This window comes from Rhodopseudomonas palustris, from assembly GCF_003226555.1.
In the GTDB taxonomy this organism is placed as follows: domain Bacteria; phylum Pseudomonadota; class Alphaproteobacteria; order Rhizobiales; family Xanthobacteraceae; genus Rhodopseudomonas; species Rhodopseudomonas palustris_I.
The window spans coordinates 56977-69881 of the sequence record NZ_QKQS01000007.1; the positions used below are offsets into that span (position 1 = coordinate 56977).

Annotated in this window: 12 protein-coding genes; 5 read left to right on the plus strand and 7 right to left on the minus strand. The window is 66.2% G+C overall.

Going from position 1 to position 12905, the window contains the following annotated elements:
• Positions 1 to 29: 29 nt before the first annotated feature.
• Positions 30 to 770 carry a haloacid dehalogenase type II gene (locus DNX69_RS04930; protein ID WP_110784913.1) on the minus strand — a complete coding sequence of 247 codons (741 nt, stop codon included), beginning with the start codon at positions 768 to 770 and terminating at the stop codon, positions 30 to 32.
• A gap of 261 nt (positions 771 to 1031) precedes the next feature.
• Positions 1032 to 1901 (minus strand): amidohydrolase family protein, encoded by an 870-nt coding sequence (locus DNX69_RS04935; protein WP_110784914.1) that lies wholly within the window; start codon positions 1899 to 1901, stop codon positions 1032 to 1034.
• Positions 1902 to 2202: 301 nt separating this feature from the next.
• Between DNX69_RS04935 and ykgO the strand changes: the two genes are divergently transcribed.
• The 3 genes from ykgO (at position 2203) to DNX69_RS04950 (ending at position 3633) form a co-directional block, all read left to right on the plus strand.
• A complete protein-coding gene (gene ykgO, locus DNX69_RS04940) occupies positions 2203 to 2328 on the plus strand; it encodes a type B 50S ribosomal protein L36 (RefSeq protein WP_013504065.1) in 126 nt (41 codons plus the stop codon).
• 98 nt (positions 2329 to 2426) lie between these two features.
• On the plus strand, positions 2427 to 3089 hold the full coding sequence (locus tag DNX69_RS04945; protein WP_110784915.1) for a tetratricopeptide repeat protein: 663 nt from the start codon (positions 2427 to 2429) through the stop codon (positions 3087 to 3089).
• A 115-nt stretch (positions 3090 to 3204) separates the two neighbouring features.
• Positions 3205 to 3633, plus strand: coding sequence for an OsmC family protein (locus DNX69_RS04950; protein ID WP_110784916.1), 429 nt, complete (start codon positions 3205 to 3207; stop codon positions 3631 to 3633).
• Positions 3634 to 3786: 153 nt separating this feature from the next.
• Here the strand turns inward: DNX69_RS04950 and pyk are convergent, their stop codons facing one another.
• Positions 3787 to 5220 (minus strand): pyruvate kinase, encoded by a 1434-nt coding sequence (gene pyk, locus DNX69_RS04955; RefSeq protein WP_110784917.1) that lies wholly within the window; start codon positions 5218 to 5220, stop codon positions 3787 to 3789.
• Positions 5217 to 5801 (minus strand): DUF1036 domain-containing protein, encoded by a 585-nt coding sequence (locus tag DNX69_RS04960; RefSeq protein ID WP_110784918.1) that lies wholly within the window; start codon positions 5799 to 5801, stop codon positions 5217 to 5219. Before DNX69_RS04960 ends, pyk begins: the two co-directional genes overlap by 4 nt.
• A gap of 191 nt (positions 5802 to 5992) precedes the next feature.
• Between DNX69_RS04960 and DNX69_RS04965 the strand changes: the two genes are divergently transcribed.
• The gene (locus tag DNX69_RS04965) at positions 5993 to 6292 is read left to right on the plus strand and encodes a DUF1244 domain-containing protein (protein ID WP_110784919.1); all 300 of its coding nucleotides are present in this window, start codon (positions 5993 to 5995) and stop codon (positions 6290 to 6292) included.
• 185 nt (positions 6293 to 6477) lie between these two features.
• Positions 6478 to 6750: a DUF2312 domain-containing protein gene (locus DNX69_RS04970; protein ID WP_013504056.1), complete on the plus strand. Its 273-nt coding sequence runs from the start codon at positions 6478 to 6480 to the stop codon at positions 6748 to 6750.
• Positions 6751 to 6882: 132 nt separating this feature from the next.
• On the opposite strand, the gene DNX69_RS04975 is transcribed toward DNX69_RS04970, so the two are convergent.
• The 3 genes from DNX69_RS04975 to DNX69_RS04985 all read right to left on the minus strand — a co-directional run bounded on the left by DNX69_RS04975 (position 6883) and on the right by DNX69_RS04985 (position 12825).
• Entirely contained in the window at positions 6883 to 8469 is a 1587-nt protein-coding gene (locus tag DNX69_RS04975; RefSeq protein WP_110784976.1) for a DUF882 domain-containing protein, read from the minus strand.
• Positions 8470 to 8790: 321 nt separating this feature from the next.
• Positions 8791 to 10986 carry a L,D-transpeptidase family protein gene (locus tag DNX69_RS04980; RefSeq protein ID WP_110784920.1) on the minus strand — a complete coding sequence of 732 codons (2196 nt, stop codon included), beginning with the start codon at positions 10984 to 10986 and terminating at the stop codon, positions 8791 to 8793.
• Between the two features lie 351 nt (positions 10987 to 11337).
• Positions 11338 to 12825: a sigma-54-dependent transcriptional regulator gene (locus tag DNX69_RS04985; RefSeq protein ID WP_110784921.1), complete on the minus strand. Its 1488-nt coding sequence runs from the start codon at positions 12823 to 12825 to the stop codon at positions 11338 to 11340.
• Positions 12826 to 12905: the final 80 nt, after the last annotated feature.

Below are 12905 nucleotides of genomic sequence, written 5' to 3' on the forward strand. Positions count from 1 at the left end.
GGGCAAACTTGGGCCGCTGCGGTCGCGGTTCAGCCGCCGGCCACGATCTCCGCCAGCGCCGTCAGCGATCCGATGCGATGGTCCGGCTCGAAGCCGAGCACGTCCATCTGCGTGCGCAGCGCCTTGAACAACGTCTGCGGCGGCAGCGGTCCCGGGCGCCGCAGCTCGCGTGCCATCGCGTCGCGGCTGACACGTTCGATCCAGGCGACGGTGAAGCCGAACGCCTTGGCACCGGCGACGTCCCATGGGTTCGACGAGACGAACAGCATCTCGCGTGGCGTCAAGCCGAGCCGCGCTTCGGCAAGCGCATAGGCGCGCGGATGCGGTTTGAACACCTTCGCGGCGTCGACGCTGATGACGTCGTCGAGCGCACGGTCGAGCCCGGTGTTGCGGGTGAGGGCGCCGAGCATGTCCGGACTGCCGTTGGACAGGATAGCGCGCTTGCAGGGCGCGAGCGCATCCAGCGCTGTCAGCGCTTCGGGGTAGAGCGCAAGATCGAGATACTTCGCGAAGATCCGCTCGAACGCACCGCCGCCGGCTTCGATGCCGAGGCAATCGAGCGTGTAGGCGAGCGAATCTCGGGTGACGACCGCGAAGTCCTCGTAGGTCCCCATCTGCGAGCGCAGCCAAGTGTATTCGAGCTGCTTGATCCGCCAGATCTGAGTGATCACCTCGCCGTAGCCGGGAAACTCGGTCTCGGTGACCGCGGCGACGGACTGGATATCGTACAGCGTGCCGTAAGCATCGAACACGACGGCCTTGATCGGCATGGGGGCTCTCGGTCGTTGCTGCAATTTTGTTGGTAGAGCGACGCTATCTCAGTGTTCGAGCGATGAGAAGCGCGGGCGCGTTGCTTCGGGAAGCGGTGCAAGGATTGCGGCCGGCTCCCTCGCCCCGCTTTAGCGGGGAGAGGGTTGGGGTGAGGGGCGGCGCGAGCACTGAGTCTCGGCCTGGCTGAGACGCCCCCTCACCCGGCATGCATCTGACGATGCCTGCCGACCTCTCCCCGCGCGCGGGGAGAGGTGACAAGCTCAGATCCCCAAAAGCTTGCGGGCGTTGTGCTTCAGCACCTTCGGCCGCACCTCGTCGCGGATCTCGAGCTTGGCGAAATCCGACAGCCAGCGGTCGGGCGTGATCACCGGCCAGTCGGAGCCGAACAGCATCTTGTCCTGCAGAATGGTGTTGATGTAGCGCACCAGGATCGGCGGGAAGTATTTCGGCGACCAGCCCGACAGGTCGATATAGACGTTGGGCTTGTGGGTCGCCACCGACAGCGCCTCTTCCTGCCAGGGGAAGGAGGGGTGCGCCAAGATGATCTTCATGTCGGGGAAGTCGGCGGCGACGTCGTCCATATACATCGGGTTGGAGTACTTCAGCCGCATGCCCATGCCGCCCGGCATGCCGGAGCCGACGCCGGTCTGGCCGGTGTGAAACAGCGCGATCGCGCCGCCTTCCTGGATCGCTTCGTACAGCGGGTAGGCGAGCCGGTCGTTGGGGTAGAAGCCCTGCATCGTCGGGTGGAACTTGAAGCCCTTGATGCCGTAGTCGGCGATCAGGCGCCGCGCCTCGCGCACGCCGAGCTTGCCCTTGTGGGGATCGATCGAGGCGAACGGAATCAGTACGTCGGAATTCGCCTTCGCGATCTCGATCATTTCGTCGTTGTTGTAGCGGCGGAAGCCGGTCTCGCGCTCGGCGTCGACCGGGAAGATCACCGCGGCGATCTTCTTGGCGCGATAATACGCGGCGGTCTCGGGCACGGTCGGCGGGTGTTTGTTGGGCGAGCCGAAATACTCGGCCATGCGCGCCTGGAAGTCGTCGTAGCCGTCGTCGGCGTGGCAGCCGCACGGCTCCTCGGCGTGGGTGTGGATGTCGATGGCGACGAGATCGTCGGGATTGAGCATCTGGCGTTTCCTTCGGGCGTTTGCTCGCCTTCTTGGCGGTGGCGAATTGATTATGGTCTATAATTATTTTGTGGAGCTGTGAAGCGGTTCCACGCGCGGGGTGGCGCACCCGTGCGGCGCTCGGCTACGATGTGGTGGCCGGGTTTTCCGCAACGCCTTGCGGGTTCCGGCGGCGGATCGATTGACAGGCCGGGAGTCGCTGGATAGATAGACACCGTCCCGGGCGGGCTTCCGCCAGCGGGATTTTAGTGTTTTGCATTCGGCCAGTTGTCACGGCCTTTCAAACAGTCAGGATAGACCCATGAAGGTCCGTAACTCGCTGAAGTCGCTGCTCGCCCGCCACCGCGAAAACCGTCTGGTTCGCCGCAAGGGCCGGCTCTACGTCATCAACAAGACCCAGCGCCGTTTCAAGGCCCGCCAGGGCTGATCGCGACGGGCCGCTTCGCGGCCTCGCGCCTAGCATTTCACGCCGCTGTGACGCGCGCGCTGCTTTGCAGCGCGCTTTGTCGTGTCTAGACTGTCGCAATGGTGCTCGTCCCCCGACATTTGCGGATTTTCCCTTGCGCGCTGGCAGTTGGCGCGTTGCTGTTGGGTGCGCCGAGCGGGGCGCGGGCGCAGGCGCCCGACGGGCCCAAGCATCCCTTGGAGAAACCTCTGGCTCAGCCGCCGGCCCCGCCGGAGAAGCTGCCACGAGTGCCGACCGACCGCACCAAGGGACTCGATTTCCTGTTCGGCGCCCTGAAGGCTGCGCCGGACGAAGCCAGCGCCAAGCATGTCGAGGGCCGGATCTGGGCGTTGTGGAGCCAGACCAGCAGCGACACCACCGCGCTGCTGATGGCACGCTCGAAAGTGGCGATGGACGCCAAGCAATATGGCGTCGCGCTGAAGCTGCTCGATGCCGTGCTCGAGCTGAGGCCGGATTACGTCGAAGGCTGGAACCGGCGCGCGACGATCTATTATCTGCAGAACGACTACATGCGCTCGCTCGAAGACATCGAGCAGGTGCTGGCGCGCGAACCGCGCCATTTCGGCGCGCTGGCCGGGCTCGGCATGATCATGCAGGAACTCGGCGACGACAAACGCGCGCTCGATGCGTTCCGCAGGGCGCTCGCGCTCAATCCGCATCTCGATAAGGTGCCGGACCTCGTCAAGACGCTGTCCGAGAAGGTCGAAGGCCGCGACATCTGACGCGCTTTGGCGCGCTCGTCCTTTCAATGCGGCCGGACATTCCTACATCCAGTCTCCGCTGCCGCGGCCGATAGGGCTGCGGTTGATCATCGACGGCAGCACAGGAGAGCACCGCATGAGCACGACATCCGGTTCGGCGAAGTGGCAGGGCGGCATCAAGGACGGCAAGGGCGCGATCTCGACCAAGAGCGGCGCGCTGTCGGATTATCCCTACGGCTTCGCCAGTCGGTTCGAAGGCAAGCCGGGCTCAAACCCCGAAGAGCTGATCGGTGCCGCGCACGCCGCCTGCTTCACCATGGCGCTGTCGCTGATCCTCGGCGAAGCCAAGCTCACCGCCGAGCAGATGGAAACCAAGGCGGACGTCACGCTGGAGAAGCAGGGCGACGGCTTCGCCATCACCGCGATCCACCTGACGCTGGCCGCCAAGATCCCCGGCGCCGACGACGCGACCTTCCAGGACTGCGCCGCCAAGGCCAAAGCCGGCTGCCCGGTCTCGAAGCTGCTCAATACCAAGATCACGCTGGATGCCAAGCTGGTGAGCTGAGCTCTTCTTCAGTCATTCCGGGGCGCAGGCGAAGCCTGCGAACCCGGAATCCAGAGGTTGTTAGGCTGAGGCAGGACATCTCGGGATTCCGGGCTCGCCGCTACGCGGCGCCCCGGAATGACGACCGGTTAGTTTCTAATCGCAGAGCCTGAGTCACACATCCGTATCGCTGGGCCCGACATAGGCGATGCGGACCATGTTGGTGGCGCCGGGGGTGCCGAGCGGGACGCCGGCGACGATGATCACGCGTTGGCCGGACTTGGCGAAGCCGTCGCGGAACGCGATGCGACCGGCACGGTCGACCATGTCGTCCTGATCCTTAGCGTCTTCGGCGACGACGCAATGCACGCCCCACACCGCCGACAGTTTCCGCCCGGTGTTGAGGTTCGGCGTGATCGCGACCACCGGCACCTTCGGCCGCTCGCGCGCGACGCGCAGCGCGGTCGAGCCGGACGAAGTCCAGCAGATGATCGCCGACAGATCGAGGGTTTCGGCGATCTGGCGCGCCGCGCCGGCGATGGCGTCGCCTGCGGTTGGTTCAGGCTCCGGCCGCTGCGCGGTCAGGACGCCGCGATACAGCGGATCGCGCTCGACCTCTTCGCCGATCCGGTTCATCGTCGACACCGCCTCGACCGGATATTTGCCGGCGGCGGATTCGGCCGACAGCATGATCGCGTCGGCGCCTTCATAGACTGCGGTGGCGACGTCGGAGACTTCGGCGCGGGTCGGCACCGGGCTCGAGATCATCGACTCCAGCATCTGCGTGGCGACGACAACCGGCTTGCCGGCGCGCCGCGCCATGCGGGTCATCTGCTTCTGCAGGCTCGGCACCCGTTCCAGCGGCATCTCGACGCCAAGGTCGCCGCGCGCCACCATCAGCGCGTCGGAGACATCGAGGATGTCCTCCAGCCGGTCGATCGCCTGCGGCTTCTCGATCTTGGCCATCACCGCGGCGCGGCCGCGGATCATCCGCTTGGCCTCGACGACGTCTTCGGCGCGCTGCACGAAGCTCAAGGCCACCCAGTCGATGCCGGTTTCGCAGGCGGCTTCGAGGTCGGCGCGGTCCTTGTTGGTCATCGCCGACATCGGCAGGTCGGTGTCGGGCAGGCTGACGCCCTTGCGGTCGCTCATCTTGCCGCCGATCACCACGCGGGTCACCGCGCGATCACCCTCGGTCTCTTCGCAGATCAGCCGCACCTTGCCGTCGTCCAGCAGCAGCGCGTCGCCGAGCTTCAGCGCGGCCAGGATCTCCGGATGCGGCAGATACACGCGCGTCTCGTCGCCCGGCTCCTTGATCGAGTCGAGCACGAAGCTCGAGCCGTTGTTGAGCTGGATCGGACCGTTGGCGAACGAGCCCAGCCGCAGCTTCGGTCCCTGCAGGTCGACCAGGATACCGATCGGACGCCCGTAGCTGCTTTCGACGTTACGGATGGTCTTCACCAGCTCCCGCATCTTGTCGTGCGGGGTATGGCTCATGTTGATCCGGAACACGTCGGCGCCGGCCTCGAACAGCTTGCGGATCATGGTGCTGTCGGAGGAGGCGGGGCCGAGCGTGGCGAGGATCTTGATCCGGCGCAGGCGTCTCATGGCTTGGTCCCGGCCTCGCCCGGCGCGCCAGGCGTGGCGGGTGCGGTGCGGCCCGGCGTCGGAGGAATGCCCGGCAGTCCGGTGCCGGGCGCTCCGGGCAGTCCCGGCAGCTTTTGCGTGTTCTGTTCGTTGCTTTCGGTCAATTGCACGGTCCAGGCCCGTTGGTCGCCGGTGTCGACCTCGAAGAAGCCGGTGCGGTCGAAGCCGCGCGCCAGGCAGTTCTCGGTCCCTTTGATGGTGAATTCCTTGTCGCGCGAGCACATGAAGGCCTGGCCGGACCATTCGCCGCCGCGGTCGTAATCGAGCGCGTAGATGTAGTAGTAGCGGGCCACCAAAGCGCCGCGCAGCAGCGTCTCGCAGCTTCGCGACGACACGTTCCACCAGCCTTCGGTGGTCCAGCCGTCGACGTCCTTGTAGCCCAGCGCGATTCCCACCCGGCTCGAGGTGTTGTTGCACAGTCGGAAGTCGGCGGCGGCCGGGGCGCTGCCGCACAGCAGCGCGCCAAACGCCAACACCGCCGTCGCGGCTGCCGAGGGGCGGGTCCAGATATGCCGGAAGGGGAGGGAATCTATGATGATCATGCAGCCAAGCTATACCAATTTGCTGATGATTTCGCGTGACAGGGCCGGCCTGTCAACGGGCGCGCCGCCCGCCGAAGCCGTCGGGGACCGGAGCCGCGGTGCAGCAGAATCGGCTGTAGCCTTCAGATGTGGCAAAATCTGAGCCCGTCCCCATCTGGGGAGAACCAAGGGCTTCAGCATAAGGTGATCGCATGGACGACAGCACCCGGACCGAACTGGAAGCGGCGGCGTTTCGCCGTCTGGTGGCGCATCTGCGGGAGCGCACCGACGTCCAGAACATCGATCTGATGAATCTCGCCGGGTTCTGTCGCAACTGCCTGTCGAACTGGCTGAAGGACGCCGCCGACGCGCAAGGCGTTGCGATGAGCCGGGACGAGAGCCGCGAGGCGGTTTACGGCATGCCTTACGAAGCGTGGAAGGCGAAGTACCAGAGCGCCGCCACAGCGGAGCAGGCCGAAGCGTTCAAGAAGTCGCATCCGCACAGTCACTGACACGGCGCCTTCGGGCGGCGCATCAAGGCGCAATTTCGGCACCAGCGATTTCCGCTGTGGGTCGCTGTGGATCGGCGTGATGCCCCTTGACGGGAGGCGCCGCGGCGAAGAGTGTCCGGCGCAGATGCGGCGCGCGAGGCACCGCCCCGCCGCTTTTCCCAATCATTATCTGCCAGGAGTGCACGATGGCCACCTCCGCTGCCGCCGTCCAGGACGATCCCGCGACCAATTTTGCCAAAGACCAGCTTCGGGCGATCATCGAGCGGATCGAACGTCTTGAGGAAGAGAAGAAGACGATCTCCGACGATATCCGCGACGTCTATGCGGAAGCCAAGGGCAACGGCTTCGACGTCAAGGCGCTGCGCACCATCGTGCGGATGCGCAAGCAGGACGCCAACGAGCGCGCCGAGCAGGAGACGATCCTGGAAACCTACATGCAGGCGCTCGGGATGCTCTGAGGCCGGCCTCGGCCGGAGCCTGCGCCGGACCATCTCGATCCCTCTGCCGGTCCGGCAAACAGATTGCCCAGAATGAAAAATGCCCGGGACCAATCCCGGGCATTTTTCATGGATACGTTCTGGTCGAAGCTGTCAGCGCGATGCTGCGCCCGGGAACGTCGTCGTCGTCAGCGTTGCGACGGCCGTGCCGCTGAAAGCGTCTGCATACAGGCCCGGCTGCGGATCGTCGGCAAAGCCCATCGCCAGCGTGGCGTCCGGTTTGACGAAATAGCCGGTCAGCAGCGTCATGTCGGTGTCGCCGATCACCGTTGCGGCGGTGCGGATCGCCCGCGGCATCAGGATCATCGCGCGGATCCAGACGTCGTTGTCCCGGCTGCCGGCGGCGGCGAGCCGCGCTGAATTAGCCACCACCGTCTTACCCTGTTCGGACTTGCCGATCACGGTGTCGATCTTGTCCGACACTGCAGCATGGCGTTGCGCATGCGGGCGGAAGCCGCGCGGGATCGGCGCACTGGCGGTGACGACCCGCGGGTGCCGGCTTCGTTCGTGCTGCGAGCTGTTGTCCTGGGGGGACGGAGCATAGGCGAGCGCATTCATCGCCTCGTCCGACTTGTCGGCGGCGGCCAGGGCCTCGCGCGCGCTGATCGCGGCGACCTGAGGTCGCTTCGCCTGTTCGGAGGCCAGCGGGAAATCGTCCCAGAAGCCGCGGGCGTTGATGATATCGGCCGGAGTCTGCAGCTTCGGCTCGGCGGATTTGGCTTCCGCCTGGGTGGCCTTGGCCGGGCGAGGCGCCGGCAGCACCACGTCTCCGGCGGAGGCGAGCTGGATCGCGGCGGCCGGCTTGGCGCGCGGCATCGGCACCGGATCGCTGCTTGCGGCATCGGCGGTCTTGACGCCGGCAGCCGCCGCCACGGCGTCGGCCGCAGCGACCTTGATGTCAGCCATCGGCTTGGCGCCGGATGGGGCTGCAGCGGTGCCCTGTTCGTCCTCGTCGTCGCGCGACTTGCCGCCGAACAGCGCCGTCAGGAAATTGGTCTTGGCCGGCGCCGCGCTGCTGCCGTCGCGGCGGTTCTCGATATCCGCCATCGCCAGCTCGTAACCGCGAAGTGGCTTGCCATTGGACGGGATGTGCACGGTGCGGCCGTCCGGGAACACGCGGGCGAGCTGGTCTGCGGTCATCCGCGGCCAGTGCCGGATACCGCCGGTATCGAGATGGACGAACGGCGAGCCCGAGGTGGGATAGAAGCCGACACCGCCGCGCTGCAGCCGGAGGCCGGCGAAACGGATCTTCTCCAGCGCCACGCCGGGAATGAAGAAGTCCATCGCATGTCCCAGCGTGTGCTGGCTGTGGCGCGCTACGCCCGAAGAGCGACGGCGAAGCATGGCATTGGTGGAGGGGGAGCGGTAGGCGGATATGATCTGGATCGGCTGCTTGGCGTCGACGTCCCGGTAGACTTCCCAGAGAATGTCGAACAACCGGCGGTCCATCACCGTCTGGTCCTGCGACCGCCAGTCGCGCATGAAATGGTTGAGCTGCTTCAGCGCGTCTTCGTCGTAGCGGCCGCTGCGCTTGAAAGTGACGGTGAGGCTTTCGCCCGAATGGGTGTGGTGGAACGACAGCGTCCGGGTATCGCCGACCGCGGAGGCGTCATGGACCGAACCGGCACCCGCCAGCAGCAGTGCCGTCGTCAAGACGGCGCCGTAACCGGCTCTGGGCATCGACAGTGATTTCAGACGGCGCGCAAAAGCAGCCAGCACGAAAACAGCCCCACCAATGGTCGACCAACAAACCCTTGCCCGCGAACCCCAAGCTTGCGTGGCAGGGTAAACGCGCCGTTCACCGAAGTTAGCGATCCGGAAACGGCGCCCGTGACCCCAAGTCGATCGTCAACCCTAACCCTCTGACTATGGCGAAATCGAGCCCGGTGCCGCAATCTAGATGGAGGATGGTTAATCTAAGTTAACGACAAAGGGCCCGCCTCGCGGCGAGCCCTTGAAATCGTTCACTAACTTTGCGCGCCCGAAAGACGCGAAAGCTGCTCAGCGGGTGTAGACCCGGCGCTGATTGCGCGCAGCCGGCTGCTGCGGCCGCGGCTGCGGTCCTCCGAACAGATTCTCGAAGAACGAGAACGGGTTGGAGGAGGCCCCCGAGGAGCCGGTGTAGTCTCCGGCGACGCTCACGCCGTCGGGCAGCCGGGTCGGGCGGGTGTAGTTCGGCTGGGCGTGCGCCACCACCGCTTCCAGGTTCTTGCCTTTGTCGTTCTTCAAAAGCGCCAGCATCGTCGCATCGCGGCCGTAGATGTCCTTGCGGAGCTGCAGCTTGCCGGAATCGTCGACGAACGCGGTCTGGTAAGTGATGTTGACCGGGATCGGGGTCGGGAAGTTGAGGTTGACCTCGTTACGGCCGTACATCGAGCGGATCTTCGCCGGGGTGTAGTTCTTCTCCGGCATCGTGATGTTGAGCAGCGTCGCGGCATACTGATCCGGATTCTGCACCCGCATGCAGCCGTGGCTGTAGGCGCGCTCGGTCTTCGCGAACAGGTTCTTGTCCGGGGTGTCGTGCTGATACACCAGGAACTTGTTCGGGAAATTGAAGCGGATGCGGCCGAGCGCATTGGCTTCGCCCGGCGGCTGCGAAATGTGGATCGAACCGTCGCGGTTGCGCGACAGCTTCAGGCCCATCCGGTCGAGCACCGTCGGATCCTGCTGCAGCGCCGGCAGATATTCGTTGTAGATGATCGACGGCGGCACGTTCCAGGTCGGATTGACGGTAATGTACTTCATCGTCTCCGTCAGCAGCGGGGTGGCGTGCTTGCCCGGCTTGCCGGTGACGACCCGGGTCGACCACACTTCGGCGCCGTGCTGCATCACCTTCAGCGTGTAGTCCGGAATGTTGAGGATCACATAGGCGTCGCCGAGCGCCGGCGCGCCGAGATCGCGCGGCAGCCAGCGCCAGCGCTCCATGTTGACGATGATGGTGTCGATGCTGCGGTCGCGCTTCGGCGTATTCATCGCCTGCACGGTGCGGTCGCCGAGGATGCCGTCGGCATTCAGGCCGGCGCTGTGCTGGAATTTGCGCACCGCCTCCGCGACGGCGGCGTCGTAGGTGGTGCTGTCGGCGTTCTCAGTGACGCCGAGCCGGGCGCGCAGCTGCGGCACGCGCGGATCGTCCATCGTCGCCTCGGCGCGGCGCTTCTGGGCCGGCACGTAGCGCAGCGTGGCGCCCTCCGCGATCTTGACCACCGGCCGGTCGCCTTCGCCGCGCAGTTCGGCAAGCTTCTTCTTCAGCTCCTGGTACAGCTTGTGCGGCGGGTTGTAGCTGTCGAGCGCCGCCGAGGCGTCCGACGCGGTTGTGACCTTGGCCAGCACCTGAGACGGATCGATCGGATGCTCGGGATACTGGATGTCGCCCGACACCTGCGACCAGTGCATACGCCCGCTTTGGGCCTGGCGCGCATAATCCATCATGCTCTCGGTCAGCCGCAGCTCGGCCTCGGCGAGCGTCTCGGGCGAGGTCGCGGCCGTGAAGTTCGGCACCGGATAGTCGTCGGGATCGAGGCCGTCGGCAGCGGCGTCCTTCAGCCGCGCGATTACGCCCTTGGCCGGGGCGGTCAGTGCGCCGGCGTTGGTCCAGACCGGCGCGTAGTCGCGGGCCTCGTAGAACTTCTCGACGGCGCTACGCTCGGCCTTGCGCTCGAAATAGCGGTTCGCGCTCTTGGCGATCAGATCGCGAAGCTGATCGGCCACCGGCTGATCGGCCGTCGCGACCTTGCTCACCGGCTGCTGCGGTTCGGTCGGCTTCGGAGAGGTCGCCTGTTCGGTCGTCGGCTTGGCGGGCTCGGCCGCCGGGGCGGCAGCGGTCGCAGCCGGCGCTTCGGCCTTCGGGGCGTCGGCAGCCGGCGTGGTTGCGGCGGTGTCCTTGCTCGGACCGGCAGCGGAAGGAGCGGCGGCGGTCGCGTTCGACTTGTCGTCGGCGGCTGCAGCGGGCGCGGCAGCGTCGTTGGACGACTCGGTGGTTGCGGGCTTGGCCGGGGGATCGAGCTTGAAGTCACCGATCGAGGGCGGCGGCAGGTCGACGGGGCTCGGAACCGGCACGGCGGCGTCGATCGCGAGATCTGCCGGAGACCGCGTCGGCGACTGCGCCAGGGCCGAGGTCGCGGACACGGTGAGGAAGGTCGCCGCGACGGCCATCAGCACGCCCTCAAAACCACGGCGTCCAGTCGAGAGATCTCGCATTCGTCTACCCCTTGGGAAAGCTGCCCGTCCGGCAGTTCGTGACTTGCAGTTCGGCCTCGCGTCAGGCCTCCGCCCGTGGACCGGCGCAAGGCCGACCCATCGCTTCAGTCGGAGGATACACAGGCCCGGTTCGAGCGGCCAGCATCGGCCGGGCAGACTCACGACAAACTGACCCCAAAACGCTCCGGTCACTGGGGCAGCTTGGGCTTGTGGCACGAGCCGCCTCGGTTGTCTGTCACTCCCGCGCCACGGTCCGACAGGTTCCGCGAATCAGCGGTTCCGCGAGCCGCCGTTCGGCAGCCATATTTGCTCCGCGGCCCCCGCATCGTGCGCGGGCCCGAGCGAAGTTCGTTATCGCGCCTCGGCCTGGGCGGCGCGGTCGGCTTCGATCTCGTCGAGCTTGCGATACAGCGTCGAGCGGCCGATCTTCAGCCGCCGCGCCACTTCGGACATCTGGCCCCGATAATGCGAGATCGCGAACCGAATGATCTCGCGCTCCATCTCGTCGAGCGGCCGCACTTCGTCGTCCGCCGTCAGCATCGACAGATTGCCCACCGTCCGCAGCGGCGCAATCGGGACTTCGCTCGCGGCGACAAATTGCGGCTCGCTGCGCTCGATCACCAACGGCTCGCCGGCCATGTCTTCGGCCGGCACGACCGACGGTGCGATCGCCAGCGGGAAGTCGGCGAGGCCGAGCTGGTCGCCGTCGCTCATCACCACCGCGCGATACACGGCGTTTTCGAGCTGGCGAATATTGCCCGGCCAGTCGAGCTGCGCCAGCCGCGCCATCGCGTCGCCGGTGATGCCGCCGATGCTGCGGTTTTCTTCGGCGCAGAACCGCATCAGGAAGTGCCGCAGCAGCGGCGGAATATCCTCGCGCCGGGTGCGCAGCGGCGGCACCGTCAGCGGCAGCACATGCAGCCGGTAGAAGAGGTCTTCGCGGAATTGGCCGGCCTTCACCCGGTCGAGCAATCGGCGGTTGGTGGCCGAGATGATCCGGACATCGACCTTCACCGGCCGTCGTGCGCCGACCGCTTCGACCGCGCCTTCCTGCAGTGCGCGCAGCAGTTTGACCTGCGCCGTCAATGGCAGCTCGCTGACTTCGTCGAGAAACAGCGTGCCGCCGGAGGCCTCGACGAACTTGCCGTCGTGGCGCTCGGTGGCGCCGGTGAACGCGCCCTTCTCGTGGCCGAACAGAATCGACTCGACGAGATTGTCGGGGATCGCGCCGCAGTTCACCGCGACGAACGGCTTGGTGCGACGGTCGCTGGAGCCGTGAATGGCGCGCGCGAACAGCTCCTTGCCGACGCCGGATTCGCCTTCGATCAGCACCGGGATCGTCGATCCCGCGGCCTTCTCGGCCGCGCGCAACACCGGGGCCATCGCCTCGCTGCGGGTGATGATGTCGGAAAACGTCAGCCGGCCTTCGCGAGCATGACGGATGCGCTGCAGCTCGCCCTTCATCGCGCTGGCGTTCAGCGCGTTGCGCAATGACACCTGAAGTCGCTCGATGCCGACCGGCTTGACGACGAAGTCGTGCGCGCCGGCGCGCATCGCCGACACCACATTGTCGATGCCGCCATGCGCGGTCTGCACGATCACCGGCACGTCGAGGCCGCTCGCGCGAATCTTCGACAGCACGCCGAGACCATCGAGGCCGGGCATCACCAGGTCGAGCACCACGGCATCGATCGCCGGCGCGTCGGGCGCGGTCAGGGCCTCCACCGCGGCATCGCCGCTATCGACTGAAATCGCCTCGTAGCCGCACTTCTGCACCATGTTCTCGACCAGCCGACGCTGTACTGCATCGTCGTCGGCGATCAGAATACGCTCAACCATTACTCGCTACTGCCCCAACCCGAAGTGTCCCGAATTGGTGCAGGATTGCGACGAATGCGTTAACGCTTGGTGAAAATGTC

Coding starts and splice junctions, on each gene's coding strand:
- DNX69_RS04930 (WP_110784913.1), bottom strand. CDS start 770: ATGCCGATCAAGGCCGTCGTGTTCGATGCTTACGGCACGCTGTACGAT.
- DNX69_RS04935 (WP_110784914.1), bottom strand. CDS start 1,901: ATGCTCAATCCCGACGATCTCGTCGCCATCGACATCCACACCCACGCC.
- ykgO (WP_013504065.1), top strand. CDS start 2,203: ATGAAGGTCCGTAACTCGCTGAAGTCGCTGCTCGCCCGCCACCGCGAA.
- DNX69_RS04945 (WP_110784915.1), top strand. CDS start 2,427: ATGGTGCTCGTCCCCCGACATTTGCGGATTTTCCCTTGCGCGCTGGCA.
- DNX69_RS04950 (WP_110784916.1), top strand. CDS start 3,205: ATGAGCACGACATCCGGTTCGGCGAAGTGGCAGGGCGGCATCAAGGAC.
- pyk (WP_110784917.1), bottom strand. CDS start 5,220: ATGAGACGCCTGCGCCGGATCAAGATCCTCGCCACGCTCGGCCCCGCC.
- DNX69_RS04960 (WP_110784918.1), bottom strand. CDS start 5,801: ATGATCATCATAGATTCCCTCCCCTTCCGGCATATCTGGACCCGCCCC.
- DNX69_RS04965 (WP_110784919.1), top strand. CDS start 5,993: ATGGACGACAGCACCCGGACCGAACTGGAAGCGGCGGCGTTTCGCCGT.
- DNX69_RS04970 (WP_013504056.1), top strand. CDS start 6,478: ATGGCCACCTCCGCTGCCGCCGTCCAGGACGATCCCGCGACCAATTTT.
- DNX69_RS04975 (WP_110784976.1), bottom strand. CDS start 8,469: ATGCCCAGAGCCGGTTACGGCGCCGTCTTGACGACGGCACTGCTGCTG.
- DNX69_RS04980 (WP_110784920.1), bottom strand. CDS start 10,986: ATGCGAGATCTCTCGACTGGACGCCGTGGTTTTGAGGGCGTGCTGATG.
- DNX69_RS04985 (WP_110784921.1), bottom strand. CDS start 12,825: ATGGTTGAGCGTATTCTGATCGCCGACGACGATGCAGTACAGCGTCGG.